Below are 26453 nucleotides of genomic sequence, written 5' to 3' on the forward strand. Positions count from 1 at the left end.
GGGACCGACTGAAGTGAGGCGAGGCGGAGCGGGCCCGGCCCGCTCCGCCTTCCCGTACCACCGCATCGCCTTCCCGTACCACCACATCGCTTTCCCGTACCGCCGCACCATGGGGGCTGCCGACGTGCGACCAGACCTGGAAACGGACCTGGACCTGGATCTCTTCGAGGTTCGCGAGCCGGTGCTCGTGCGGATGGCGAGTGCGCCGCGCGACCGCGCCGAGGCCCGCATCGACGCCGACGACCCCGTGCCGGGGCTCCGCCGCCTGACCGGCGACCCGCTGCTCCGCCAGGCCGTCGAGGTCGCCAGCGGAAGCCTCTCGCTCAGCCTCCAGCGCCTCGCCACCGACGAGGGTGCCGCCGCCCTCGGCCGGAAACGGACCCTGAGCGCGGCCAGGACCCTCACCCGGTACGCACGCCGCGCCGGTGGCCGGCCCACCCCCTTCGGCCTGTTCGCGGGCGTCGGCCGGGCCGCCTTCGGCCCCACCGCCAAGGCCGCGCTCACCGGCCCCGGCGAGGTTTCGGTCCGGCTCGACGGCCTCTGGCTGCACCGCCGGGTGCTCGACTGGCTCGCCGTCCCCGAGGTCCGCCGCCGGACCGACGTCGTCCTCAACGATCTGTGCGTCCGACGCGACGGCCGGCTCACCCTGCACACCGGCGAGCGCGAGATCTCGGTCCGGGACAACGCGCTGGTCGCCGTGGTCCGCGAGGCCGCCGCGCGGCCCGTCCCGTACGCGGTGCTCGTCGACGACCTGAGTGCCCGCTTCCCGTCCGTCGAGCCGGGCCGCATCGACGGTCTCCTCGCCGGTCTCGTCCAGCACGGCCTCCTGCTCACCTCCCTCACCCCGCACCGCATCGACGCCACCCTCCTCGACCGCGTCGAGGCCGCCGTCGACGGGGCCGTGCCGGGCGCCGCCGAAGGACTTCGGGCCGTCCGCGCCGCCGCCGGCGCCCACGAGGCGGACCCGCCCGGCCGGGGACAGGACTCCTGGCGGGCGCTGCTCGCCGCCGTCCGCGCCCTGGACGGCGACGACGTGGACAGCGGCCGGCGGCCGCCCGTCCATGTGGACCTGCGGATGCCCGCCGACATCGTGCTGCCGCAGACGATCGGCGAGGAGGTGCGCCGCTACGCCGCCGCGATCTGGGCGATGACCCCTGAGTGGACCACGCTCGCGCACATGCGGGACTACCGCGACCGGTTCATCGAGCGGTACGGCACCGCCTCCGCCGTCCCGCTCGCCGACCTGGTGGACCCGCACCGCGGCCTCGGCCTGCCGCCCGAGTACGGCTCCTCCGCGCCGGCCCACCCCCGCACCGGTCCCGGCGAGGACGCCGACCGTCCCCGCCGCGCCGCGATCGCCGAACTCCTCCAGCAGGCCGTCCTCGACGGCGGCGACATCGAACTCACCGACGCGGACGTGGCACGTCTGGCCAAGGCCGTCGGGCACACCCCGGGGGGCCGCGCGCCGCGCACCCTGGAACTCTGCTTCCAGATCCTCGCCGACAGTCAGGAGGCCATCGACCGGGGCGAGTTCCTGCTCCTGGGCAGTCCGCACATCGGCTCGTGGACGGCCGGCGCGACCGCGGGCCGCTTCGCCACCCTCGCCGGACTCACCGACGAACTCGCCGAGCTGGCCGCGGGCCCCGCTCCCGGGCTCGGCGACGAGGACGTGCTCGTGGCCCAGGTCGACATCATGCCGACCGACCCGCGCTCGCTGAACATCGTGCAGGTGCCGCCGCTGCTGCCGTACCGCATACCGGTCGGCGTCGCGGACGACCGCGGCGACCCGCACTGCCTGGACTGGCGCACCCTCCTGGTCGCCGCGGGCGAGGACGGACTGCGACTGCTGCACGGTCCGACCGGTCGTCAGGTCGTCCCCGTCTTCCCGCACATGCTGGCCCTCGACGCGCAGGCTCCGCCCGTCGCCCGCTTCCTCTCCGATCTCGCCGCTGCCCGCCCCCGGGTCTGGTCCGGCTGGGACTGGGCGGGGCTCGACGTCCTCCCGTATCTCCCACGCGTCCGCTACGGCCGCGTGCTGACCGCGCCGCGCCGCTGGCTCGCCGGGCGCCGCCTGATGGACGCGGCGCGCTCGGGGAGCACGGCCGTGTGGGAGGGGGGGCTGCGCGACTGGCGCCGCCGAGGCCGGGTGCCCGACCGGATCCAGATCGCCCGCAACGACCAGATGTTCCCGATCGATCTGCGTGAACCGTGGGACCAGGGGCTGCTGCGCGCCGAACTGACCGCCCAGGAACCCCGGTTCCAGCTGTACGAGGACCTCACCGCGGACGGTGCCGGGCTCGGCTGGAACTCCGGGTACAGCACCGAGATCGTCGTCCCGCTCGTCCGCGCCCCGCGCACCCCGGCGGCCGACCGGCCACAGGAGGACGCACCGGCGCTCGCCAAGTCCGTTCTCCGGTACGCGCCCACGGCGTTCCACCTGCCCGGCGAGGACTGGCTGACCGTCAAGCTGTACGCAGAGCAGGCCGCCCACGACACCCTGCTCGCCGAACATCTCCCCGTGCTGCTGGCCGACATCGGCGCGGACATCGACCGCTGGTTCTTCCTCCGCTACCGCGACCCCGACCCGCATCTGCGGCTGCGTCTCCACGGCGATCCGGCCGCACTCAACGGACGGGTCCTGCCCGTCGTCGCCCGGCACGTGCGGCGGCTGACCGACAGCGGCGCGATGCGCGGGATGACGCTGGACGCGTACCGCCCCGAGACCGACCGCTACCTCGGCCCCTCGGCGCAGGAGGCCGTCGAAGGACTTTTCCTGACAGACAGTCAGTCCGCGCTGGTCCAGCTCCGGGCGCGCCGCGCCGGGGCGGCGGCCGTGCCCGACGACGTCCTCGCGGCCGCCGGGCACGCGGTGCTGCTGGACGCGCTCGGCGACTGGGACTGGTGCGCCTGGGCGGTCCACATGTTCACCAAGGGCCCCGACCACGAGGTCTACCAGCGCCATCGTGCCCTGGCCGACCGGCTGATCGGTCCCGGAGACCTCCCCGGCGACACCGCCCGCCGCGCCGCGGCCGAACTCCGCGTCCCCGCGCTCGCGGAGCTGTGGGCCGACGCCCCCGAACCGGCGGCCTACGGAAAGCTGGTGCTGGCCGCCTCGGAGGCCGACCGCGACGAGGCCGTGCTGTCGCTGCTGCACATGCGGCACAACCGGCTGTTCGGTATCGACCAGGCGGCGGAGGCCCGTGCCTACGCGGTCCTGCGCGGAGCCGCCCGCACCCGCATCGCCCGCCGCGAACACGCGGCCCGGCCCACCGCCGCAGCCGTCAGGAGCGCCCGATGACCACCCCCGACCGAACCGAACTGCGCGAGCGCGCCGGACAGGTCTCGGAGCGGATCCTCGACCGGCTGGCCGACCCCGCCGCCACCATGGCCGCGACCCGGATCCCGGCCGAGGCCAACGACACCGGCGAGACCGAGGCCATCTGGGCCGAGATGACCCTGGGCAGCGGCAGCCCCGGCCTGGCCATCGCCTTCAGCGGCGCCGCCCGTCCCGGCACCGACCGCACCGCCCGCGCGCACGGGTACCTCGCCGCCGCCACCTCGGCCGCGGCCCTCGGCGACACCACGCCGAGCGGCATCTTCAAGGGGCCCGGCGCCCTTGCCTTCGCCGTCCTGATCGCCCATCGCGCCACGGGCGGCTACGTCTCCGCGCTCCAGCGGCTCGACGGCTACCAGCGGGACCTGGTCCGCACCGCACTGCCCGCCGTCCCGGAGAACTCCCCGCTGCCCACCATCGGGCACTACGAGGTGGTGCGCGGGATGACGGGGGTGGGCCGCTACCTGCTGGCCCGCGCCGAGACCTGCGGCGAGGAACTGGAGACCACCCTCACCTATCTGACCCGCCTCGCGCGGGGCGAGGTGGAACACCGCGGCCACAAGGTGCCGCGGTGGTGGGCCCTGGACGCGCCCCGGATCGGCTCGGAGGACCAACTGCCCGACGGCCACCTCAACCTCGGGCTCTCGCACGGTGTCGCCGGTCCGCTCGCCCTGCTCTCGCTCGCCTGGCGGCAGGGGGTCCGCGTGCCGGACCAGCGGGAGGCCATCGAGGCGTGCGTCGCACTGCTCACCCGGTGGGCGGTGCGCGACGAGCACGGGCTGTACTGGCCCCCGTACCTGAGCCTCGACGAGTGGCTGGCCGGACCCGACGCCTTCACCACCCCCGCCGGACGGCCCGCCTGGTGCTACGGCGCCCCCGCGGTCTCCCGTGCGCTGCAACTGGCCGGGCTGGCACTGGACCGCGCGGACTGGACCGGCACGGCGAAAGCGTCCGTGGAGCGGCTGCTGACGCTGACCCCGGACCGGTGGGACATCGACGACAACGCGCTGTGCCACGGCTGGGCGGGTGCTCTGCACCAGCTCGGGCGGCTCAACGAGCACTTCGCCGACGCCCGGATCGAGGAGGTCCGGGACCGGATCGCGGCCCCACTGGTCGACGCCTTCGACCCGGAGCTGCCCTTCGGCCACCGCTTCACCATGACGAAGGTGCCGTTCGGGACGGACGTCTCCGGATACCTCGACGGGGCGGCGGGTCTGGCCCTGGCTCTGGACGCGTACTCCGTCGGGGGCGCACCTTCGGACTGGGACATGCCGCTGCTGCTGGCCTGAGACGACGCAGTGCCGACGGCGTTCCCTGCCGCTCCGTTCACCTTCTGCGACGATGCGAAGAAGAGGGGGAGGGCGAGCAGGAAGGGAACGGTATGTGCGGAATCGTCGGATACGTCGGTGGGCAGTCGGCGCAGGACGTCGTCGTCGCGGGCCTGAAGCGCCTCGAATACCGGGGCTACGACTCGGCGGGCATCTCCGTCCTCGCGGACGGCGGTCTGGCCGCCGCGAAGAAGGCGGGCAAGCTCGTCAATCTGGAGAAGTCGCTGGCCGAGGCGCCGCTCCCGGCCGGGACCACCGGCATCGGCCACACCCGCTGGGCCACCCACGGTGCCCCCACCGATGCCAACGCCCACCCGCACCTCGACAACGCCGGCCGCGTCGCCGTCGTGCACAACGGGATCATCGAGAACTTCGCCGTGCTGCGCGCCGAACTCGCCGAGCGCGGCCACGATCTGGCCTCCGAGACCGACACCGAGGTCGTCGCCCATCTCCTCGCCGAGGCGTTCTCGTCCTGCGCGGACCTGGCGGAGGCGATGCGACAGGTGTGCCGGCGCCTCGAGGGCGCCTTCACTCTGGTGGCCGTGCACGCGGACGCGCCCGACGCGGTGGTCGGGGCCCGGCGCAACTCGCCGCTCGTGGTCGGGTTGGGGGAGGGCGAGTCGTTCCTGGCCTCCGACGTGGCCGCGTTCATCGCGCACACCCGCTCCGCGATCGAGCTGGGACAGGACCAGGTGGTGGAGCTGCGGCGGGAGGGTGTCACCGTCACCGACTTCGACGGGCGGCCCGCCGACGTGCGCGAGTACCACGTGGACTGGGACGTCTCCGCCGCCGAGAAGGGCGGCCACGATTACTTCATGCTCAAGGAGATCGCCGAACAGCCCAAGGCGGTCGCCGACACCCTCCTCGGACGGATCGACGGCGCGGGCAGGCTCCACCTCGACGAGGTACGGATCACCCCCCGCGAGCTCCGCGAGGTCGACAAGGTCGTGATCGTCGCCTGCGGCACCGCGTTCCACGCCGGGATGATCGCCAAGTACGCCATCGAGCACTGGACCCGCGTTCCCTGCGAGACCGAGCTGGCCAGCGAGTTCCGCTACCGCGACCCGATCCTCGACCACCGCACCCTCGTCGTCGCGATCTCCCAGTCCGGCGAGACCATGGACACCCTGATGGCCCTGCGGCACGCCCGCGAACAGGGCGCGAAGGTCCTGGCCATCTGCAACACGAACGGCTCCACCATCCCGAGGGAGTCCGACGCCGTGCTCTACACGCACGCGGGACCCGAGGTCGCCGTCGCCTCCACCAAGGCCTTCCTCACCCAGCTCGTCGCCTGCTACCTCGTCGCCCTGTACCTCGGCCAGCTCCGCGGCACGAAATGGGGCGACGAGATCCGGACCGTCATCCGCCAGCTCTCCGAGATCTCCGGGGCGGTCGAACGGGTCCTGGAGACCATGGAGCCCGTTCGCGCGCTGGCCCGTTCTCTCGCCGACCACGACACCGTGCTCTTCCTGGGCCGCCACGTCGGCTATCCCGTGGCCCTGGAAGGCGCGTTGAAGCTCAAGGAACTCGCGTACATGCACGCCGAGGGGTTCGCCGCGGGCGAGCTCAAGCACGGGCCGATCGCGCTCATCGAGGACGATCTGCCCGTGGTCGTGATCGTGCCCTCGCCGCGCGGCCGGTCGGTGCTGCACGACAAGATCGTCTCGAACATCCAGGAGATCCGGGCCCGCGGCGCCCGCATCGTCGTCATCGCCGAGGAGGGCGACGAGGCGGTCGTGCCGTACGCCGACCACCTCATCAGGATTCCCGTTACGCCTACGCTGCTTCAGCCGCTGGTGTCGACCGTGCCGCTGCAGGTCTTCGCCTGCGAGCTGGCGACGGCCCGCGGCAACGACGTGGACCAGCCGCGCAATCTGGCGAAGTCCGTGACCGTGGAGTAGCGAGCAGTGAAGGAACATGCGTGATCATCGGGGTCGGGATCGATGTGGCCGAGATCGAACGGTTCGACGCGGCGATGGAGCGTACGCCGCACCTGGCCGACCGGCTCTTCGTGAAGAGCGAGCTGCTGCTGCCCAGCGGCGAGCGGCGCGGTATCGCCTCGCTCGCCGTGCGGTTCGCCGCCAAGGAGGCTCTTGCGAAGGCACTCGGCGCGCCGGGCGGTCTGCTCTGGACGGACGCCGAGGTGTACGTCGAGGACAGCGGACAGCCCCGGCTGCGGGTCAGCGGCACCGTCGCCGCGCGCGCCGCCGAACTGGGCGTACGGAACTGGCACGTGTCGCTCAGCCATGACGCGGGGGTGGCGTCGGCCGTGGTGATCGCGGAGGGTTGAGCACATGCGTACCGCGTACAGCGTTCAGACCGTACGGGCCGCCGAGCGCGCCCTGATGGACCGGCTTCCCGAGGGCGCCCTGATGCAGCGCGCCGCGGCGGGCCTCGCGGCGGCCTGCGCCGATGTGCTGCGCCGGCGCGGACGGGTGTACGGGGCCCGGGTCGTCCTGCTCGTCGGCAGCGGCGACAACGGGGGCGACGCGCTGTACGCGGGCGCCCGGCTGGCCCGCCGCGGCGCGGGTGTGCGCGCCGTGCTCACCTCGCCCGGCCGCGCCCACGAGGGCGGGCTCGCGGCGCTGCTGGCGGCGGGCGGGCGTGTGGCGGAGGGCGACGCGGCGACGAGCGCCTGGGGCGGGCACATCGATCTCGTCGTGGACGGGATCACCGGCATCGGCGGGCGGGGCGGACTGCGCCCGGACGCCGCCGCGCTGGTGCGGGCCTTCGAGGCGACCGGCGCGGTTTTCGTCGCCGTCGACCTGCCCAGCGGGGTCGAGGCCGACTCCGGCGAGGTGCTCGGCGAGACGGTGCGGGCCGACGCCACCGTCACCTTCGGCACGCACAAGCCGGGGCTGCTCGTCGACCCGGCCGCGAGCCTGGCGGGCGCGCTGCACCTGGTCGACATCGGGCTCGGGCCGGAGCTGCCGGACGTACCCGACCTGGAGGCGCTGCAGTACGCGGACGTCGCCGCGCTCCTGCCGGTGCCCGCGAGCGAGAGCGACAAGTACCGGCGGGGCGTCGTGGGCATCGTCGCCGGGTCGGCGCGGTATCCGGGGGCGGCGGTGCTGGCCGTCTCGGGGGCGCTGCGGGGCGGCGCGGGGGCGGTGCGGTACGTCGGTCCGGGCGCGGGCGCGGTGATCGCCCGCCATCCGGAGACGCTGGTCCACGAGGGCCCGCCGTCGAAGGCGGGACGGGTGCAGGCATGGGTCGTCGGGCCGGGGCTCGGTGACGGCGCGGAGGCCGTCGAGGCGGTCCGTGACGTGCTGGACACGGATGTCCCGGTACTCGTCGACGCGGACGGGCTGCGGCTGCTCGACGCCGCCGCCGTACGCGCGCGCACCGCGCCGACCGTCCTCACCCCGCACGCCGGTGAGGCGGCGGCCCTGCTCGGCGTCCCGCGCGGGGAGGTCGAGGCGGGGCGGCTCGCCGCCGTACGGGAACTGGCCGCCCGCCACCGCGCCACGGTCCTGCTCAAGGGGTCGACGACCCTGGTCGCCACCGACACCGCGCACACCCCCGTACGGGTCAACGCGACCGGCACCTCCTGGCTGGCCACGGCCGGCAGCGGCGACGTCCTCTCCGGCCTGACGGGCTCCCTGCTGGCGGCGGGCCTCGCCCCGCGCGACGCCGCGTCGGTCGGCGCGTATCTGCACGGCCTGGCCGCCCGCCACGCCGCGGACGGCGCCCCCGTCGCCGCGCAGGACGTCGCCGAGGCGATCCCGGCAGCATGGCGGGACGTACGGGCCTGAGTGATCCTGGCCGCAGACAACGCCGGCAGCAGGGGGCAACGGCGAGCGGACGCCGACAGGAGGCCGATCGTGGGCACCAGCAAGGGCAGCGGTACCGACGTGCGCGTACGCCGCGTGTACGACCCGCAGGAGGACGGCGACGGCACCCGTGTCCTCATCGACCGGCTCTGGCCGCGCGGCGTGGCCAAGGACCGGGCCGGAATCGACCGGTGGCTCAAGGACGTCACCCCGTCGACCGAGCTCCGTGCCTGGTACCACGAGGACCGCACCGGCACCCGCTACGACGAGTTCACCGACCGCTACCGCGCCGAACTGGCCGACCCCGTCCACACGGCGGCCGTCGACGAGTTGGTGGAACTGCTCCGCGAGGGCGGCCCGGTGACGCTCGTCACGGCGGTCAAGGACGTACCGCACAGCCATGTCCCGGTCCTCGTCGACCATCTGGAACACGAGCTGCGCCGGCACTGAGATGGCCCCCGCGGCACAGCGGACGCCCCTGGTGACGGTCCCTGCCCGACCCGCCGCCCGCAGGGCCCGCCGTACGCCTCTGAGAGACTGGGCGCGATGAACGAGACAGCGTCCTTGAGAGCCCGTGCCGAGATCGACCTCGCCGCATTGCGCGCCAATGTGCGTGAACTGCGCGCGCGGGCGGCCGGTGCGCAGCTCATGGCCGTCGTCAAATCCGACGCGTACGGCCACGGTGCGGTGCCCTGCGCCCGCGCCGCGCTGGAGGCCGGGGCGACCTGGCTGGGCACCGCGACTCCGCAGGAGGCGCTCGCGCTGCGGGCCGCCGGGCTCGGCGGCCGGGTGATGTGCTGGCTGTGGACACCGGGCGGTCCCTGGCGCGAGGCGATCGAGGCCGACATCGATGTGTCGGTGAGCGGGATGTGGGCCCTGCGCGAGGTGGTCGCCGCGGCCACGGAGGCCGGCATCCCGGCCCGTGTCCAGCTCAAGGCCGACACCGGCCTCGGACGCAACGGCTGTCAGCCCGCCGACTGGCCCGAGCTGGTCGCCGCCGCCCGCGCCGCCGAGGACGCGGGCACGGTCAGGATCACCGGCCTCTGGTCCCACTTCGCCTGCGCCGACGAGCCGGGCCACCCCTCCATCGCCGCTCAGCTGAACGTGTTCCGGGACATGGTCGCGTACGCGGAGAAGGAGGGCGTCGACCCCGAGGTGCGCCACATGGCCAATTCCCCGGCGACGCTGACGATCCCCGAGGCGCACTTCGATCTGGTACGGACCGGGATCGCGATGTACGGCATCTCGCCCAGCCCCGAGCTCGGCACCCCGGCCGACTTCGGACTGCGTCCCGTCATGACGCTCGTCGCGTCGATCGCCCTGGTCAAGCAGGTGCCGGCCGGTCACGGGATCAGTTACGGGCACCACTACACCACCTCCGCCGAGACGACCCTGGGCCTGGTGCCGGTCGGCTACGCGGACGGCATCCCGCGCCATGCCTCCGGCCGCGCGCCCGTCCTGGTCGGTGGTGTGTGGCGGCGGATCGCGGGCCGGGTGGCCATGGACCAGTTCGTCGTCGACCTCGACGGGGACGAGATCGAGGTGGGCAGCGACGCGGTGCTCTTCGGCCCCGGGGACCGGGGCGAGCCGAGCGCCGAGGACTGGGCGCAGGCCGCCGACACGATCGCGTACGAGATCGTCACCCGGATCGGCACCCGTGTGCCGCGCGTCCATCTGCATGGCACCCCGGCCGAGTCCTGACCGATCAAGCTCCCCTGACCAGGCACGATCTGAGCACGACTGGAACAGGCCAGCCCTGACCTGACGGATACGACCGACGAGGAGCGCGGCACGGTGAGCGAGATCAGCGCGGGGGACGCGGTGACGGACGCCGCTACGGCGGTCGGCTGGCGCCGGGCGGGGTTCGCCGGGGCCGCCATAGGTGTGGTCGCGGCCGGAGCCGCCGCGGGCGTCGCGGTCGAGCGGCTGACCGTGGGCCGGGGCATGCGCAGGAGGGCCAGGCTCGCGCTCGACGCCTCGGGGCCGTACGGCTCGCTGCGCGGACTGCCCGGCCGGGCCACGGCCGACGACGGCACCGAGCTGTACTACGAGATCGACGAGGTCGAACCGGACGGCGGTGCGGGGACCGGTCCGGGCGGCGAGAGCACAACCGCCACCGGGGCCGGTACGCGCCGCCGCCGGCTCTTCGGCCGCAAGGCGCCCGCGCCCGTCACCGTGATCTTCAGCCACGGCTACTGCCTCAACCAGGACTCCTGGCACTTCCAGCGGGCGGCGCTGCGCGGTCTGGTCCGTACCGTCCACTGGGACCAGCGCAGCCACGGCCGCTCCGAGCGGGGCCGGGCCCAGGCGGACGGGGTGACGGTCGGCATCGACCAGCTCGGCCGGGATCTGAAGGCGGTCATCGACGCGGCCGCCCCGGAAGGGCGGCTGGTGCTGGTCGGGCACTCGATGGGCGGCATGACGATGATGGCGCTCGCCGAGCAGTACCCCCAGCTCATCCGGGACCGGGTCGCCGCCGTGGCCTTCGTCGGCACATCGAGCGGGAAGCTGGGCGAGGTCAGTTTCGGACTGCCGATCGCGGGTGTGAACGCGGTGCGAAGGGTGCTGCCGGGGGTGCTCAGGGCGCTCGGCTCCCAGGCCGAACTGGTGGAACGGGGCCGGCGGGCGACCGCCGATCTCTTCGCCGGTCTGATCAAGCGGTACTCGTTCGGATCGCGGGACGTGGACCCGGCGGTCGAACGGTTCGCCGAGCGGCTCATCGAGTCCACCCCGATCGATGTGGTCGCCGAGTTCTACCCGGCCTTCACCGAACACGACAAGAGCCACGTCCTGCCCGCCTTCCGTGACCTCCCGGTGCTGATCCTGGCGGGCGACAAGGACCTGGTGACGCCCAGCTCGCACAGCGAGGCCATCGCGGACCAGCTCCCGGAGGCGGAGCTGGTCATCGTCCCGGACGCCGGTCATCTGGTGATGCTGGAACACCCGGAGACGGTGACGGACCGGCTGGCGGACCTGCTGGTACGCGTCGGAGCGGTGCCGGCAGCGGCTAACGTTGGCGGGCATGGAAGCACCGCACAACAGCCTGACGGCTGAGCCAGTCGAAGGCGCCGCGCCGGGCACCGTCACCGTGCGCCTGGCCGTCGGATCCCCCGAACAGATGCAGGCCCTCGGCCGCCGGATCGCCGCTGTCCTGCGCCCCGGCGACCTCGTGATGCTCACCGGTGAGCTCGGCGCCGGGAAGACGACGCTGACCCGGGGGCTCGGCGAGGGCCTCGGGGTGCGTGGCGCCGTGACCTCGCCCACCTTCGTGATCGCCCGTGTCCATCCGTCGCTGACCGGCGGTCCCGCGCTGGTCCACGTCGACGCGTACCGCCTGGGCGGCGGGCTCGACGAGATGGAGGACCTGGACCTCGACGTGTCGCTGCCGGAGTCGGTGGTGGTCGTGGAGTGGGGCGAGGGCAAGGTCGAGGAGCTTTCGGACGACCGGCTGCAGGTGGTGATCCACCGCGCGGTCGGTGACACGGACGACGAACAGCGCGAGGTGACGCTGGTCGGGATCGGGGCCCGCTGGGCGGGGCTGGGCGAGGTCTGAGCGCGGGACGCGCTTTCCGACAGTGTGTCGGCACATTGTTGCGCCGGGCGGGGCGGGCGTGGTCACATGGAGGGTGAGAGCGGGTTAGGTCTGCCTAACCATGCCTTCCGCCGGAGCCTCAGGAGGCATCCATGACGACGTCCGCCGACCGTGAAGTGCCGCCGCCATCGATGAGAGACCTGCTGTCGGCCTGCGCCGCCGCCACGGCGGTCTCGACCCCGCCCACGCCGTCCGCGGACCAGGACACCGCCCTTCCCGCGGATGACGCGGAAACGGACGCGGAAACGGACCGCGACGCGGAACCGGTCGAATCCGCCCAGGGACGCCGGGCCGGCTGAAGCCGCGGGTTACGGGACGACGACCACTTACTGGACGACGACCACCGGTGTGCGTACGGTCGCGAACTCCCACATCGCGTCCCCGTCGGCCCGGGACATCCGCACGCCGCCCGTCTTGAGCGACGGGTCCGGGCTCTCCATCGAGCCGTCCAGTGCCGCGCTGAATCCCACAGCCACGCCGTCCGCCATCGCGAATCGCACCACGTGCTCGATCATCACGCCGTCCGAGCCCTTGGTGGCGGGACCCGAACGCGTACCCACCAGGTACTTCCCGGGCAGCGGGTTCAGCGCGCTCGGCATGACCTCGAAGGTCCGGGTCACCTTCCCGGCCTCGTCGACGAGCCACACCTGACGGTCCTTGAGGGCGTACACCACGCGCTTGCCGGTACCGGAGCCGGCCGGGAGCGCGGGCGGCGACTTCTTCTTGTCCTTCGGCTTGTCATGGCTGGTGGCAGGGGTGCTGCTGGAGACCTTCGGCTTGGTTACGGCGACGGAATCGGGGGCGTTCGCCGATGCCTGGTAGGCCAGGAAACCGACCACGGCGAGAGCTGCCGCGGTGAGCCCGGCCACGATTCCCGAGCTGCCCCTAGCCACCGTGCGCGCCCCTTTCGCTTCCATATGTAGTACAAGCGTTTACGTCGTACTCGCGTGTACACGGTGACGGTAGCAGCCGGTGCCGGTCGCACCGGGACGCCGTACGGGACGCCGTGCCCCCGTCGGAGGAGCCGTAGGCTGTTTGCGTGCTCTTGCTCGCCGTGGATACCGCCACCCCCGCCGTCACCGTCGCCCTTCACGACGGAAACTCCGTCGTCGCCGAGTCCGGTCAGGTCGACGCCCGAAGGCACGGGGAGCTGCTGCTGCCCGCCGTCGACCGGGTCCTCGCCGAGGCCGGGGTGAAACTCGACGCCGTGACGGACGTGGTCGTGGGCGTCGGCCCCGGCCCGTACACCGGGCTGCGGGTCGGCCTGGTCACGGCCGCGACCTTCGGCTCCGCCCTGTCCGTACCCGTGCACGGGCTGTGCACCCTCGACGGTCTCGCGTACGCCGCCGGGCGGGACGGCCTGGAAGGCCCCTTCGTCGTCGCGACGGACGCCCGCCGCAAGGAGGTGTACTGGGCGCGGTACGAGGACTTCCGTACGCGTGCCACGGAGCCCGCCGTCGACCGGCCCGCCGACATCGCCGAGCGGCTCGCCGGACTTCCCGTCGTCGGCGCGGGCGCCGTGCTCTACCCGGAGGCGTTCCCGGACCCCCGGGGCCCGGAGCACGTCAGCGCCGGTGCGCTGGCGGCCCTCGCCGCCGAGCGCCTGGCCGCGGGCGCGGAACTGCTGCCGCCGCAGCCGCTCTACCTCCGCAGGCCCGACGCGCAGGTTCCGAAGAACTACAAGGTGGTCACCCCCAAGTGACGAGCACGACTGCCGTACTGCGCGAGATGCGCTGGTGGGACATCGATCCGGTGCTGGAGCTCGAACACGAGCTGTTCCCGGACGACGCCTGGTCGGCCGGCATGTTCTGGTCCGAGCTGGCGCACTCCCGCGGCGCGCGGGCCACCCGCCGCTACGTCGTCGCCGAGGATCCCGTGACCGGCCGGATCGTCGGCTACGCCGGGCTCGCCGCGGCCGGTGACCTCGCCGACGTACAGACCATCGGTGTCACCCGTGACCACTGGGGCGGCGGCCTCGGCTCCGAACTCCTCAGCGATCTGCTGAAGCACGCCACGGCCTTCGAGTGCGCCGAGGTGCTCCTCGAAGTCCGCGTCGACAACACCCGGGCGCAGAAGCTGTACGAACGCTTCGGCTTCGAACCGATCGGCTTCCGCCGCGGCTACTACCAGCCGGGCAACATCGACGCACTCGTCATGCGCCTGACGGTGCAAGAGCCCGTACAAGAGACAGAGACTGACTGATGGCTGACGAACCGCTCGTACTCGGCATCGAGACCTCCTGCGACGAGACCGGCGTCGGCATCGTCCGCGGTACGACGCTGCTGGCGGACGCCGTGGCGTCCAGCGTCGACACACACGCCCGCTTCGGCGGTGTCGTCCCGGAGATCGCCTCCCGGGCGCACCTGGAGGCGATGGTCCCCACCATCGAGCGCGCCCTGAAGGAGGCCGGGATCAGCGCCCGCGACCTCGACGGCATCTCCGTCACCGCGGGTCCTGGGCTCGCGGGCGCGCTGCTCGTCGGCGTCTCGGCCGCCAAGGCGTACGCGTACGCGCTGAACAAGCCGCTCTACGGGGTGAACCACCTCGCCTCGCACATCTGCGTCGACCAGTTGGAACACGGTCCGCTGCCCGAGCCGACCATGGCGCTGCTGGTCAGCGGCGGCCACTCCTCGCTGCTCCTCGCGCCCGACATCACCCATGACGTACGGCCGCTGGGCGCGACCATCGACGACGCGGCGGGTGAGGCCTTCGACAAGATCGCCCGGGTGCTGGATCTCGGCTTCCCCGGCGGTCCGGTCATCGACCGGCTGGCGAGGGAGGGCGATCCGAAGGCGATCGCGTTCCCGCGCGGTCTGAGCGGCTCGCGCGATCCCGCGTACGACTTCTCCTTCTCCGGTCTGAAGACCTCGGTGGCCCGTTGGATCGAGGCCAAGCGGGCGGCGGGCGAGGAGGTGCCGGTGAGGGACGTGGCGGCGTCCTTCCAGGAGGCCGTCGTGGACGTGCTCACCCGAAAGGCCGTCCGGGCCTGCAAGGACGAGGGCGTCGACCACCTGATGATCGGCGGCGGCGTCGCGGCCAACTCGCGGCTGCGGGCGCTGGCCGAGGAGCGGTGCGAGCGGGCGGGCATCCGGCTGCGGGTGCCGCGGCCGGGGCTGTGCACGGACAACGGGGCGATGGTCGCGGCGCTGGGCGCGGAGATGGTGGCCCGGGGCAGGCCGGCCTCGGACCTGGAGCTGTCCGCGGACTCGTCGCTGCCGGTGACCGACACCCACGTCCCCGGTGTCCACGCGCACGACCACGACCACGTGCACGAGATCAGCAAGGACAACCTGTACTCATGAGTGGCACGGGCGGTACGACCGTCGCGCTGATGTGGGAGGCCCGCGCCGTCGACGGCAGAGGCCCCGAACTCCTGGAATGGGCGCGCGCCCGCGCGGCCGAGCTGGCCCGCGAGCCGCTGCGGCGCGAGCTGTTGCGCGCCCCGCAGGACCGGGTCCTGGTCATCACCTGGTGGGCGGCGGCCTACGGCGACGAGCTGCCCGAACTCCCCGAACCGGCCGCCGAGTTGATCACCCGTCCGGTGCACCGCTGGCGCTTCGAGTCCTTGGGCTCGTAGAGGCTCCCGGACGGGGGAGCCCGGGGCGGGGCGAGCCCTTCGGCGGAGGGACCTTTCGGCCGAGGCGGGGGAGGCCCTGGGGCGTGGGCGATACCGCGCCCCGTGAGAGCCCGGACCCGGCTCGACATGGCCGGAGCGCTGCTGGTCACCGCCGGTACGACACTGCTGGTCCTCGGGCTCGTGCGCACCTCGACCCACTCATGGGGGTCGGCCTCGACGCTCGGCACGCTCGGTGCCGCCGTGCTCCTGCTGGCCGCCTTCGCTGCCGTCGAGCTGCGCGTTGCCACCCGCTCCCGCCAGGTGGGCGGCTCGCTGGGGCTCGCGGTTCTGGTCACCGTCGCCGCGCAGGTCACCGGCGACGGGGGCCGGCCGGCCGATCTGGCGGCGGGGTACGCGGCGGCGTTCTGGGTCTGTGCCGGGCTGCTCGCGCTTGCGGCGCTGGTGGCCCTGGTGCTGCTCTCGCCACCGGAACGGACCGCCTCGGTGGCCGCTCCGGTGGCCGCTCCGGAAGATTCTCAGAAGAATTCCGTGGGAGCTGTCGATCCGGGTGTCTCCCGTTCGACGCAAGGGTGAGAGGCGGGGAAGGACCCCGCCCCTTCCGACCGAGGAGTCACCATGCCCCGCTTCATGTCGCTGATCCGCATCGACGAGCAGAACCTCCCCTCCGAGAACCCCGGCCCCGACTTCGAGAAGCGCATGGGCGCCCTGTTCGAGGAGATCACCAAGGCCGGGGTCATGCTGGAGACGGCCGGACTCACCCCGACCTCCGAGGGCACCAGGGTCACCTGGTCCGGCGGCAGGCTCAGCTACACCGACGGCCCCTTCACCGAGACCAAGGAGGTCGTCGGCGGCTACGCCATCCTCCAGGTCAAGGACAAGGCCGAAGCCCTGGAATGGACCAAGCGGTTCCTGCAGATCCACCCGGAGAGCTGGACCGTCACCTCCGAGGTCCGGCAGATCGACGAGGCCCCGGGCGTCTGACCGCCCCGGCTTGCCGCGTCCCCGTACCGCTGCTCTGATGAGTGACCGTGACGGCAGCAAGTGCGAGGACGGCGGTCGAGGCGGTCTTCAGGATCGAGTCCGCGCGGATCATCGCAGGTGTCACCCGCATCGTGCGGGACGTGGGCATAGCCGAGGAACTCGCGCAGGACGCCCTGGTGGCCGCGCTGGAACAGTGGCCGCAGTCAGGTGTCCCGGACCGGCCGGGCGCCTGGCTCATGGCCACCGCCAGACACCGCGCGATCGATCTCGTACGCCGCAAGGAGACGTACGCGCGCAAGCTCGCCGAGGTGGGGCGGACCCTGGAGGACGTGCCGCCGCCCGAGCCCGCGGAAGCGGACGACATCGACGACGATCTGCTCCGGCTGATCTTCACCGCCTGCCATCCGGTGCTGTCCACCGAGGCCCGGATCGCCCTCACCCTGCGGCTGCTCGGCGGACTCACCACCGAAGAGATCGCCCGCGCGTTCCTGGCCCCCGAACCGACCGTCGCCCAGCGCATCGTCCGGGCGAAACGGACCCTGGGCCGGGAGGGCGTCCCCTTCGAGGTGCCGTACGGACCCGAGCGTGCCGCCCGCCTCGCCTCGGTGCTCGACGTCATCTACCTGATCTTCAACGAGGGATACGCCGCGACCGCGGGCGACGACTGGCTGCGGCCGGCGCTGTGCGAGGACGCGCTGCGGCTGGCCCGGGTGCTGGCGGCTCTGATGGAACGGGAGCCGGAGGTCCACGGCCTGGCGGCGCTGCTGGAACTCCAGGCCTCGCGCACCGCCGCCAGGACCGGGCCGGACGGCGCCCCGGTGCTGCTGGCCGACCAGAACCGGGCCCGCTGGGACCACCTGCTGATCCGGCGCGGCGTCGCGGCCCTGGAACGGGCCGTGGCGGCGACGGAGGAGGGCACCGGGCTCGGCCCGTACACCGTGCAGGCGGCGATCGCCGCCTGCCACGCACGGGCGGTGACGTACGAGGACACGGACTGGAGCACCATCGCCGCCCTCTACGACCGCCTCGCCGCGATCGCGCCGTCCCCGGTCGTCGAGCTCAACCGGGCCGTGGCGGTCTCGATGGCCGAGGGCCCCGCGGCCGGCCTCGCCCTGGCCGACGCCCTGGCCGGCGATCCGGCACTCAGGAGCTACCACCTGCTGCCCAGCGTCCGCGGGGACCTGCTGGCCAGGATGGGCCGTACGGACGAGGCACGGGCGGAGTTCGTACGGGCGGCCGGACTGACCCGCAACGCGCGCGAACGCGAGCTGCTCCTGGACCGCGCCGCCCACCCGGACCGCGCCGGGCGATGAGTTCCGGGCGCCGCGCCGGGCCACGCCGGTCAGGGGGCGGCGACCCCCATCGAGTCGGCCGCCATCGGCTTCGGGGCGCCCTTCGCGTAGAACACGTCGAGATCGAGGATCGTGAACCCCGCGGCCGTCAGCATCTCGGGGATCGACCGCGTCAGATGGCACCCGCCGAAGAGCCGCCGCTCCAGTGGGTCGAGGCGGCGCTGCCAGCGGCGTACGTCCTCGTCCTCCTCCGGCGCCAGCCCGTGCTCCAGGAAGTGCAGGGTCGCACCGGGCTTGAGGACCCTCCGCACCTCGCGCAGCGCCGCGTCGGCGTCGGGGATGGTGCACAGCGCCCACGTCGACAGGGCGCCGTCGAAGGTGTTGTCCTCGAACGGCAGGTACTGACTGTCCAGGCAGGCGCGCCGCACCAGGGCGTGCCCCGCGTCGATGCGGTCCCGGGCCAGCTTCCAGCCGAGATCGGACGGCTCGACCGCGGCCACGTCGGTGACGGCCTCCGGGTAGAACGGGACGTTGTGCCCGGAGCCGAACCCGATCTCGATGATCTCGCCGTACAGGCCTTCGCAGACCCGGCGCCGCAGCGGCTCGAACGCCTTCGAGCGGCCGGCGGCATCGGCGATCCGGGGCACGATCCGTTCGGCATAGAACCCCATCGCGAACCTCCGTATGTCCCTTCCCAGCATGGCACCCCGGCGGCCTCGACGCACCGTGCCGTCGACAGGTTCCCGCGGTCGATAGGGTCTGGCCCATGTTCAGCCGCGCACAACTGCCGCCGCCCCCACCGCCCGTGGAGATACGTTCCTGGCCCGACCGCGAGGCGCTGCTCACCGACCGGGCCGTGGTGCTGGGGGAGTTGGTGAAGAGGCATGTCTCACCGGCGCGGCTGGCGACACTGTGGCTGTGGGGGGCGCTCTGCGCGGTCGGCTGGTCGCTGGTGAGCGCGGCGCTCATCACGTTCGAGGAGACCTACGACATCTTCAGCGCCGTGCTCGCCGTGATCCTCGCCGCAATGGGCGCCTGCTGTGCGGTGCCCGCGGTCGTCCTCGTCGTCATCGGGCTGCGCCACGACCGCGACATCCGCCGACTGCTCTCCGCCTGGGGCGGGTTGGACCGCGATCCGGTGCGCGACGCGCGGTTGAGGATGCCGGGCGTCAGTCTCGTCTGGCTGCTGTCGTCCTTCGCGCTGTGTGTACTCGGGCTGTACACCTGCATCGCGGTCCCGGCGACCGACGAGGCGGTCCGGGACGGTTTCGGCCTCGCCGCCCTGTTCATGGGACTCGGGATGACCTGCTGGCTCGTCGGACTGATCGGCGTCACCAAGGCCTTCGCCCACCGCCGTTGGGTGCTGCGGGTACTGGTCGGGGCGCCCGCCCCGGAGCCGTTGTTCTCCGCCGGGGGCGGCGCGCACCGCTGACGACCTCGCCCGCGATGGTCAGCGGCGTCGCGGCGTCCGGGGCCTGCGCCTTGGATTCGAAGGCCCCGTACGCCGCTCCTTGTCCCGCTGCCAAGCGTGGGCGAGGGCGCGAGCCCGGACCTATCCTGGCCGGACACATGAGTCACGCAGGGGGAGGAGTGTCGCATGGAGTGGTACTGGTGGGTGCTCATCATCTTCTGGACGGGCGGCTTCGGATGGGCCGTCGACAACGTCCGTACCGCGCTGCGCAACCGGCACAGCCGCAAGCTGGAGCTGCTGGAGGCGGCCAGGCAGGAGCGGCTGGCCGTCGAAGCGGCCCACAAGCCGCCGGAGCCGGTCTGCGGCTGCACGCACCATCTCGCCAAGCACGACAAGCGGGGCAGGTGCCATGAACGGGTCGAGGTGCCGACGGCCTGGGACGAGGCCAAGAAGCCGGTCCGTTTCGAGGCGGGCCAGTGCAACTGCCAGCAGTACGTGGGTCCTCAGCCACTCTCCCAGGTGTACGCCGAGGACCTGACCGACCTGGCCTGACGGCCACCCCCGCCGGTCAGGCGGGGCCGGTCAGCGGGTGGCCGATCAGCATCGTCGGGGCTCCGGCCACCCGGGTCAGGAAGACCGTCGCGGCGTTCGGCCCCTGGAGCTTCATCCTGCGGCGCAGTTCCTCCGGCTCGACGGCCGAGCCACGCTTCTTCACCGTCAGGACGCCGATCTTCCGCTCCCGCAGCAGCGCCTTCAGCTTCTTCATGTTGAACGGCAGCCGGTCGGTGATCTCGTACCCGGTGGTGTACGGGGAGTCGTACGGCTCGTCGCTCGTGACGTACGCGATGGTCTCGTCGATCAGGCGGCCGTCGCACCGCGCCACGATGTCGGCGACCAGATGGGCGCGGATGACGGCGCCGTCCGGCTCGTACAGATAGCGGCCGACCGGTCCGACGGGCGGGGCGGGCAGCGGGGCCGCGGACCACAGCGCGGCACCGGCCGGCAGTACGGTGGCGCGGTACGAACCGGCCGTGAAGCCCTCGCCGAACCAGAGCACCGCCTCCTTCACATCGCCGCCGTCCGAGATCCACTCGGCCTCGGCCCGCGCCGGGATCGCCTCGTGCGGGATGCCGGGGGCGATCTTCAGCGCGGCGCGCGGGGCCCCGAGCGCCGCGCCGGTCGCCCAGGAGAGCGGGGGCGAGTACGCCTCGGGGTCGAAGATCCTGCCCCTGCCGCCGCGCCGCGCCGGATCGACGAAGACCGCGTCGTACGGCGAGGTGTCGATCCCGGTGACATCGGCGCGGCGCACCTCGATCAGACCGTCCAGACCGAGCGCGGCGGCGTTGGCGCGGGCCACCTCGGCGGTCAGCGGATCGCGGTCCACGGCCAGGACCGAGATGCCCGCCCGCGCGAGCGCGATCGCGTCACCGCCGATCCCGCAGCAGAGGTCGGCGACGCTCCGCACCCCCGCCTCCACGAACCGCCGCGCGCGGTGGGTGGCCACCGAGGTACGGGTCGCCTGCTCGACGCCGTTCGGCGTGAAGAACATCCGGTACGCGTCCTCGGCACCGAATTTCGCCACCGCCCGCTGTCGCAGCCGCGCCTGCCCCAGCGCGGCCGACACCAGGGAGGCCGGGTGGGTGCGGCGCAGCCGGGTGGCGGTGGCGAGCTCCTGGGCGGGGTCGTACGAGCGCAGCCCGTCCAGCAGCGCCGCGCCCTCCGGGGTGCGCAGGGCCATGAAGGCGGCGAGCGGGTCGTCGGCGTCGGACGGGCCGGGGGCGTCGGACGGGTCGTTCGGGGCGAGAGCGTTCACCCGTCCCATTGTGAGCCAGCCGGGTTGACCGGCGGACCCGGCGGCGGTGTCGGACCCCGGGGCCGCTCACGGGCTGGCAGGATGCGACGCCATATTACTTATGCGACAAAAGGAAGAATTAAACATGGAAAGGCGAGAATCGGGCACGTTCGACACCGGTGCGCGCCGGGCTTCCGGCGCGCACCGCTCGGCCCGCGTGGTCCTGGCCGCACTCCTGCTCGCCGCGGTCGGTTCGGGCTGCGCGTCCGGGACCGGCGGCCGGGGCGACGCGGACACCGAGCACCGGGCCCGACCCTCCGCCGGACACCCGGGCGGTCCCGGACAGAAGGCGCGCCCCGGGCAACCGGCCGAACAGGGCCGCGCACCCGCCGGATCCCATGAGAACGCGAGGCTCGCCCCGGCCGTACGGGCGGCCCTCGCGAAGAAATGGGGACTGGACGGGCCACCGCTGGTCGCACCCCCGCCGCCCGCGGTGAAGCCGCACCTCACCACCCGGGAAGGGTTCGAGGTCAAGGGCGGCGACGACTCGCTGCCGCCGGTGTTCACCACCGTCCCGACCAAGGACCGGGTCGTCTTCCTGACGATGGACGACGGTTCCGAGAAGGACCCCGGGCTGCTGCGGATGATGGACGAGCTGGACATCCCCTACAGCGCGTTCCTCAGTGACTACGAGGTGAGCGACAACTACGGGTACTTCGGCGAGGCGCAGCGGCTGGGCGTGTCCCTCAACAATCACACACTCACCCACCCCTATCTGCCCGGCCTCTCCCACAGCGGGCAGAAGCGCGAGATCTGCGACCAGCAGGACATCATCGAGAAGCGGTTCGGCAAGCGTCCCACCCTCTTCCGTCCGCCCTACGGCAACTACAACGGGGACACGCTCCGCATCGCGAAGTCCTGCGGCATCAAGGCCGTGCCGCTCTGGAACGCGGAAGCGTTCCCGGACCACATGGAATGGCGCGAGGAGGACCAGGACCTGCACCCCGGCGACATCATCCTCACGCACTTCCGGGGCCGGAAGGAGTGGGGAGCCGGCATGACCGACCTGGTCCGCGCGGTCATGAAGACCATCACGGACAAGGGTTACGCCGTGGCCCGGCTGGAGGACTACGTATGACAAGGGCGCACCGGCTGCTCGCCGGACTGCTGACAGCAGGTGCGCTGCTGACCGCCACCACCGCGTGCGCACAGTCGGTGGACCCGATCGAACGGCTGGGTCGCAAGGCCGCGCAGAAGATGACCCGGCCGCGGCCGACGCCGGAGGCCGGCCCGCGGGCGCGTCCGCACGGCGATCACGGGGCGCCGGGGTCGCTGGTCGTCGTCGCCTGCCCTCAGCCGCCGGAGTCCAGGCACTCGCGGTTGTCGCCGCCGCTGAGGCACTGGTGGCCGGACCGTCCGGGATCGTACGAGGGGGCGGGGGCCGGTGCCGGGTGCGAACGGCGGTAGTCCTCGTGCCCGGTCAACACCGTGACCAGGCACAGCAGCAGTGCGGCCAGGACCTGGATTCCACCCGCCCAGGGCCAGTTCGAGTGGATCAGGACCACGGCGAACAGGGAGGCCACCGCGGCGAACCCGCCGAAGACGAGGACCGGCGTCCAGTCCATGGGCGGCGGACCGGGCGCCTCCCGGCCCCCGGGGTCCAGTCGCGAGACCGTCAGGGAGTAGGCGGCGACCGCGCAGATCAGCCCCTCCAGGGCCACCAGCAGCAGACCGAGCAGTACGTCGAGGCAGCCGTTGACGGCGCGCGAGTGGTGCTGCGCGGCCGAAGGGCGGGGCGAGGGCGGGGCCGGGGGGCCGTACGGAGGTCCGGGCATGCACCCACGGTCGTACGGAACGGTTCGGTCCGTTCCCGCGTTGTCCTCATGGTGTCCGGACTGTTGTGCGGGCGGCCGCACGGGGATGGCGTGCGGCGGGGGCGGGCAGGGGTCTCGGCACGCCACGACTGGCTGAATTGGCACTCCGCTTGACCGAGTGCTAATCCCGGTCATAGTCTCGGTGCTGGCACTCACCACTGGAGAGTGCCAGCAGTACTGCGCGACTGGCAGGTCCGGCACCCGCGACGACGGATCCACCTGGTCGCCACCCAAAGACTCTTAACCCCGTGAGATCTCCGAAGGGGGAGACCGGATCGTGTCGACCGCCAGCACCAAGGTTGCGATCAAGCCGCTCGAGGACCGCATTGTGGTCCAGCCGCTCGACGCCGAGCAGACCACGGCCTCCGGCCTGGTTATTCCGGACACCGCCAAGGAGAAGCCCCAGGAGGGCGTCGTCCTGGCCGTGGGCCCGGGCCGCTTCGAGAACGGCGAGCGCCTTCCGCTCGACGTCAAGACCGGCGACGTCGTGCTCTACAGCAAGTACGGCGGCACCGAGGTGAAGTACAACGGCGAGGAGTACCTCGTCCTCTCGGCTCGCGACGTTCTCGCGATCATCGAGAAGTAATTCACCCACGTTTGCTTCTGTTCTGCGCCCCTGGCCCCCTGCGAACTAACCAGCCGGGCGGTCGGGGGCGCAGTTCATTTGAGAGGAAAGCTCAGCTCCCATGGCGAAGATTCTGAAGTTCGACGAGGACGCCCGTCGCGCCCTTGAGCGCGGCGTCAACAAGCTTGCCGACACGGTCAAGGTGACGATCGGCCCCAAGGGCCGCAACGTCGTCATCGACAAGAAGTTCGGCGCTCCCACCATCACCAACGACGGTGTCACCATCGCGCGCGAGGTCGAGCTCGACGACCCGTACGAGAACCTCGGCGCCCAGCTGGTGAAGGAAGTGGCGACCAAGACCAACGACGTCGCGGGTGACGGTACGACCACCGCCACCGTGCTGGCCCAGGCGCTCGTCCGCGAGGGTCTGCGCAACGTCGCCGCGGGTGCTTCCCCGGCCGCCCTGAAGAAGGGCATCGACGCCGCGGTCAAGGCCGTCTCCGACGAGCTCCTCGCGACCGCCCGTCCGATCGACGACAAGACCGACATCGCCGCCGTCGCCGCGCTCTCCGCGCAGGACCCGCAGGTCGGCGAGCTCATCGCGGACGCGATGGACAAGGTCGGCAAGGACGGTGTCATCACCGTCGAGGAGTCCAACACCTTCGGTCTGGACCTCGACTTCACCGAGGGCATGGCCTTCGACAAGGGCTACCTGTCCCCGTACATGGTGACCGACCAGGAGCGTATGGAGGCCGTCCTCGACGACCCGTACATCCTGATCCACCAGGGCAAGATCGGCTCGATCCAGGAGCTGCTCCCGCTGCTGGAGAAGGTCATCCAGGCCGGTGGCTCCAAGCCGCTGCTGATCATCGCCGAGGACGTCGAGGGCGAGGCGCTGTCGACCCTCGTCGTCAACAAGATCCGTGGCACCTTCAACGCCGTCGCGGTGAAGGCCCCGGGCTTCGGTGACCGCCGCAAGGCCATGCTCGGCGACATCGCCACCCTCACCGGTGCGACCGTCATCGCCGAGGAGGTCGGCCTCAAGCTCGACCAGGCCGGTCTGGACGTGCTGGGCACCGCCCGCCGCGTCACCGTCTCCAAGGACGACACGACGATCGTGGACGGCGGCGGCGAGCCCGGCGACGTCAAGGGCCGGGTCAACCAGATCAAGGCCGAGATCGAGGCCACGGACTCCGACTGGGACCGCGAGAAGCTCCAGGAGCGCCTCGCGAAGCTGGCCGGCGGCGTGTGCGTGATCCGTGTCGGTGCCGCCACCGAGGTGGAGCTGAAGGAGAAGAAGCACCGTCTGGAGGACGCCATCTCCGCGACCCGCGCCGCGGTCGAGGAGGGCATCGTCTCCGGTGGTGGCTCCGCCATCGTCCACGCCGTCAAGGTCCTCGACGGCAACCTCGGCAAGACCGGCGACGAGGCCACCGGTGTCGCGGTCGTGCGCCGCGCCGCGGTCGAGCCGCTGCGCTGGATCGCCGAGAACGCGGGTCTCGAGGGTTACGTCATCACCTCGAAGGTCGCCGAGCTCGACAAGGGCCAGGGCTTCAACGCCGCGACGGGCGAGTACGGCGACCTGGTGAAGGCCGGCGTCATCGACCCGGTCAAGGTCACCCGCTCCGCGCTGGAGAACGCCGCGTCCATCGCGTCGCTGCTGCTCACGACCGAGACGCTGGTCGTCGAGAAGCCGGCCGAGGAAGAGGCCGAGGCCGGTCACGGCCACGGTCACGGCCACTCGCACTAGCGTGTAGCGCCATCCGGCACCGAGGCCCGGTACCCCGTCGCGGGGTACCGGGCCTCGGCATGTGCGGCGCCCTCGGGCCGGGGACGCCGCAGGGATGTGCGGGCGGGGACGGAGCCCGCGTCAGGCCGAGTGCGGCAGCACCTCCGGCAGCACCGGGTCCGCGAAGGGCAGACCCTGTACGTACCGTTCCGTCTCGTCCAGCGCCTGGTCGGCCATCCGGTGCAGCTCGTCGCCCAGCGAACCCGCGACATGCGGCGTGAGCAGCACATTCGGCAGGTCGTACAACGGCGAGTGCGCGGGCGGGAGTTCGGGTTCCGTCACATCCAGCACCGCGTGCAGCCGACCGGCCGTCAGCTCGGGCAGCAGCGCCTCCTCGTCGACCAGCGAACCCCGCGCCGTGTTGATCAGCGTCGTCCCGGTCGCCATGGCCGACAGCTGAGCTGCGCCGATGAGATGGCGCGTCTTTGGAAGCTGCGGCGCGTGCACCGAAACGACCGAACTGCTCGCGCACAGCTCGTCGAGCGAGGTGAGCCGTACACCGAGCCGCGCCGCCTCCGGACCGTCCACGTACGGGTCGTACAGCAGGACGTCCAGATCGAAGGGGCGCAGCAGCTCGATCACGCGCCGGCCGATGCGGGAGGCGCCGATGATGCCGACCGTACGGCGGTAGTTGCCCCAGCCGTCGAGTTCCGCGAGCCAGTCGTGGTCGGCGCGCAGGGTGCGGTAGCGGTCCGCGGAGTGCAGGACCCGCTTGCCCGCGAAGAGGATCGCGGCGAGGGTGAACTCGGCGACGGGCAGCGCGTTGGCCCCGGCCGCCGTGGTGACGGCGAGCCCGCGCTCCCAGCAGGCGTCGGTGATGTGGTGCTTCACGGAACCCGCCGCGTGCACCACGGCGCGCAGCCGGGGCGCGGCCGACAGCACCTCGGCGGTGAGCGGAGTCGCGCCCCAGCAGGTGAACAGCACCTCGGCCTCGGCGAGCGCGGCGGCCACCTCGGGCGTCGGATCGGCCAGGTCGTGGGCGACGAGGTACGGGTCGGTGCGGGTGAGGGCGGCCAGGCGGGTGCGATGGCGGTCGGCGAGCAGGCGGTCGGCGACGCCGGGGCCCATCGCGAGCAGGGCCGTCGGCCGGTTGTCAGTGGCGTGGGGCATGGTGGAACTCGTACTCCTCAGGGCTCGCGCGGTGG

27 protein-coding genes are annotated in these 26453 nt (G+C 72.6%); 22 read left to right on the forward strand and 5 right to left on the reverse strand.

The window, feature by feature from the left end; genetic code table 11:
• Positions 1 to 109: 109 nt before the first annotated feature.
• From ACF1B9_RS03795 to ACF1B9_RS03840, 10 genes are all read left to right on the forward strand, one after another.
• Positions 110 to 3298: a lantibiotic dehydratase gene (locus ACF1B9_RS03795; RefSeq protein WP_391739316.1), complete on the forward strand. Its 3189-nt coding sequence runs from the start codon at positions 110 to 112 to the stop codon at positions 3296 to 3298.
• The gene (locus ACF1B9_RS03800) at positions 3295 to 4623 is read left to right on the forward strand and encodes a lanthionine synthetase C family protein (protein ID WP_391738853.1); all 1329 of its coding nucleotides are present in this window, start codon (positions 3295 to 3297) and stop codon (positions 4621 to 4623) included. Before ACF1B9_RS03795 ends, ACF1B9_RS03800 begins: the two co-directional genes overlap by 4 nt.
• A 92-nt stretch (positions 4624 to 4715) precedes the next feature.
• A complete protein-coding gene (gene glmS / locus ACF1B9_RS03805) occupies positions 4716 to 6563 on the forward strand; it encodes a glutamine--fructose-6-phosphate transaminase (isomerizing) (protein ID WP_391738855.1) in 1848 nt (615 codons plus the stop codon).
• Positions 6564 to 6583: 20 nt separating this feature from the next.
• Positions 6584 to 6952 (forward strand): holo-ACP synthase, encoded by a 369-nt coding sequence (locus ACF1B9_RS03810; RefSeq protein WP_391738857.1) that lies wholly within the window; start codon positions 6584 to 6586, stop codon positions 6950 to 6952.
• A 4-nt stretch (positions 6953 to 6956) separates the two neighbouring features.
• Positions 6957 to 8417, forward strand: a complete 1461-nt coding sequence (locus ACF1B9_RS03815) for an NAD(P)H-hydrate dehydratase (protein WP_391738858.1) — start codon at positions 6957 to 6959, stop codon at positions 8415 to 8417.
• Positions 8418 to 8486: 69 nt separating this feature from the next.
• Positions 8487 to 8885: a DUF488 domain-containing protein gene (locus ACF1B9_RS03820; protein ID WP_391738859.1), complete on the forward strand. Its 399-nt coding sequence runs from the start codon at positions 8487 to 8489 to the stop codon at positions 8883 to 8885.
• 96 nt (positions 8886 to 8981) lie between these two features.
• The gene (gene alr / locus ACF1B9_RS03825) at positions 8982 to 10136 is read left to right on the forward strand and encodes an alanine racemase (protein ID WP_391738860.1); all 1155 of its coding nucleotides are present in this window, start codon (positions 8982 to 8984) and stop codon (positions 10134 to 10136) included.
• 93 nt (positions 10137 to 10229) lie between these two features.
• On the forward strand, positions 10230 to 11489 hold the full coding sequence (locus tag ACF1B9_RS03830; RefSeq protein WP_391738861.1) for an alpha/beta fold hydrolase: 1260 nt from the start codon (positions 10230 to 10232) through the stop codon (positions 11487 to 11489).
• On the forward strand, positions 11458 to 11988 hold the full coding sequence (gene tsaE / locus ACF1B9_RS03835) for a tRNA (adenosine(37)-N6)-threonylcarbamoyltransferase complex ATPase subunit type 1 TsaE (RefSeq protein WP_391738862.1): 531 nt from the start codon (positions 11458 to 11460) through the stop codon (positions 11986 to 11988). The genes ACF1B9_RS03830 and tsaE overlap by 32 nt, the downstream gene beginning before the upstream one ends.
• A gap of 131 nt (positions 11989 to 12119) precedes the next feature.
• Positions 12120 to 12326: a hypothetical protein gene (locus ACF1B9_RS03840; protein WP_391738863.1), complete on the forward strand. Its 207-nt coding sequence runs from the start codon at positions 12120 to 12122 to the stop codon at positions 12324 to 12326.
• Positions 12327 to 12353: 27 nt separating this feature from the next.
• On the opposite strand, the gene ACF1B9_RS03845 is transcribed toward ACF1B9_RS03840, so the two are convergent.
• On the reverse strand, positions 12354 to 12944 hold the full coding sequence (locus tag ACF1B9_RS03845) for a hypothetical protein (protein ID WP_391738864.1): 591 nt from the start codon (positions 12942 to 12944) through the stop codon (positions 12354 to 12356).
• Positions 12945 to 13066: 122 nt separating this feature from the next.
• Here ACF1B9_RS03845 and tsaB point away from each other — a divergent pair, with 122 nt between their 5' ends.
• From tsaB to ACF1B9_RS03880, 7 genes are all read left to right on the forward strand, one after another.
• Positions 13067 to 13729, forward strand: coding sequence for a tRNA (adenosine(37)-N6)-threonylcarbamoyltransferase complex dimerization subunit type 1 TsaB (gene tsaB, locus ACF1B9_RS03850; RefSeq protein WP_391738865.1), 663 nt, complete (start codon positions 13067 to 13069; stop codon positions 13727 to 13729).
• Positions 13726 to 14229 (forward strand): ribosomal protein S18-alanine N-acetyltransferase, encoded by a 504-nt coding sequence (rimI, locus tag ACF1B9_RS03855; protein ID WP_361441517.1) that lies wholly within the window; start codon positions 13726 to 13728, stop codon positions 14227 to 14229. The genes tsaB and rimI overlap by 4 nt, the downstream gene beginning before the upstream one ends.
• Positions 14229 to 15329, forward strand: coding sequence for a tRNA (adenosine(37)-N6)-threonylcarbamoyltransferase complex transferase subunit TsaD (gene tsaD / locus ACF1B9_RS03860; protein ID WP_391738866.1), 1101 nt, complete (start codon positions 14229 to 14231; stop codon positions 15327 to 15329). The genes rimI and tsaD overlap by 1 nt, the downstream gene beginning before the upstream one ends.
• Positions 15326 to 15604, forward strand: coding sequence for a hypothetical protein (locus tag ACF1B9_RS03865; protein WP_361441523.1), 279 nt, complete (start codon positions 15326 to 15328; stop codon positions 15602 to 15604). Before tsaD ends, ACF1B9_RS03865 begins: the two co-directional genes overlap by 4 nt.
• A gap of 102 nt (positions 15605 to 15706) precedes the next feature.
• On the forward strand, positions 15707 to 16177 hold the full coding sequence (locus tag ACF1B9_RS03870; RefSeq protein ID WP_391738867.1) for a hypothetical protein: 471 nt from the start codon (positions 15707 to 15709) through the stop codon (positions 16175 to 16177).
• Positions 16178 to 16219: 42 nt separating this feature from the next.
• Positions 16220 to 16585 (forward strand): YciI family protein, encoded by a 366-nt coding sequence (locus tag ACF1B9_RS03875; RefSeq protein ID WP_391738868.1) that lies wholly within the window; start codon positions 16220 to 16222, stop codon positions 16583 to 16585.
• 41 nt (positions 16586 to 16626) lie between these two features.
• A complete protein-coding gene (locus ACF1B9_RS03880) occupies positions 16627 to 17898 on the forward strand; it encodes an RNA polymerase sigma factor (RefSeq protein ID WP_391738869.1) in 1272 nt (423 codons plus the stop codon).
• A gap of 29 nt (positions 17899 to 17927) precedes the next feature.
• Here the strand turns inward: ACF1B9_RS03880 and ACF1B9_RS03885 are convergent, their stop codons facing one another.
• Positions 17928 to 18548: a class I SAM-dependent methyltransferase gene (locus tag ACF1B9_RS03885; RefSeq protein ID WP_391738870.1), complete on the reverse strand. Its 621-nt coding sequence runs from the start codon at positions 18546 to 18548 to the stop codon at positions 17928 to 17930.
• Between the two features lie 95 nt (positions 18549 to 18643).
• Here ACF1B9_RS03885 and ACF1B9_RS03890 point away from each other — a divergent pair, with 95 nt between their 5' ends.
• Positions 18644 to 19309, forward strand: coding sequence for a hypothetical protein (locus ACF1B9_RS03890; RefSeq protein WP_391738871.1), 666 nt, complete (start codon positions 18644 to 18646; stop codon positions 19307 to 19309).
• Positions 19310 to 19474: 165 nt separating this feature from the next.
• On the forward strand, positions 19475 to 19840 hold the full coding sequence (locus ACF1B9_RS03895) for a hypothetical protein (RefSeq protein ID WP_351077933.1): 366 nt from the start codon (positions 19475 to 19477) through the stop codon (positions 19838 to 19840).
• A 16-nt stretch (positions 19841 to 19856) separates the two neighbouring features.
• On the opposite strand, the gene ACF1B9_RS03900 is transcribed toward ACF1B9_RS03895, so the two are convergent.
• Entirely contained in the window at positions 19857 to 21110 is a 1254-nt protein-coding gene (locus ACF1B9_RS03900; RefSeq protein WP_391738873.1) for a methyltransferase domain-containing protein, read from the reverse strand.
• 115 nt (positions 21111 to 21225) lie between these two features.
• Between ACF1B9_RS03900 and ACF1B9_RS03905 the strand changes: the two genes are divergently transcribed.
• Complete coding sequence (locus ACF1B9_RS03905) at positions 21226 to 22218, forward strand: polysaccharide deacetylase family protein (RefSeq protein ID WP_391738874.1); 993 nt, start codon at positions 21226 to 21228, stop codon at positions 22216 to 22218.
• Positions 22219 to 22432: 214 nt separating this feature from the next.
• Here ACF1B9_RS03905 and ACF1B9_RS03910 read toward each other — a convergent pair whose 3' ends face one another.
• A complete protein-coding gene (locus ACF1B9_RS03910; RefSeq protein WP_391738875.1) occupies positions 22433 to 22915 on the reverse strand; it encodes a DUF6234 family protein in 483 nt (160 codons plus the stop codon).
• A gap of 316 nt (positions 22916 to 23231) precedes the next feature.
• On the opposite strand from ACF1B9_RS03910, the gene groES reads away from it, so the two are divergent.
• Positions 23232 to 23540 carry a co-chaperone GroES gene (gene groES / locus ACF1B9_RS03915; RefSeq protein ID WP_093540722.1) on the forward strand — a complete coding sequence of 103 codons (309 nt, stop codon included), beginning with the start codon at positions 23232 to 23234 and terminating at the stop codon, positions 23538 to 23540.
• Positions 23541 to 23640: 100 nt separating this feature from the next.
• A complete protein-coding gene (gene groL, locus ACF1B9_RS03920) occupies positions 23641 to 25269 on the forward strand; it encodes a chaperonin GroEL (protein WP_391738876.1) in 1629 nt (542 codons plus the stop codon).
• A 120-nt stretch (positions 25270 to 25389) separates the two neighbouring features.
• On the opposite strand, the gene ACF1B9_RS03925 is transcribed toward groL, so the two are convergent.
• A complete protein-coding gene (locus ACF1B9_RS03925; protein WP_391738878.1) occupies positions 25390 to 26418 on the reverse strand; it encodes a hydroxyacid dehydrogenase in 1029 nt (342 codons plus the stop codon).
• Positions 26419 to 26453 lie beyond the last annotated feature (35 nt).

Origin of the sequence: Streptomyces sp. NPDC014727 (assembly GCF_043083485.1) — a bacterium.
GTDB lineage: Bacteria > Actinomycetota > Actinomycetes > Streptomycetales > Streptomycetaceae > Streptomyces.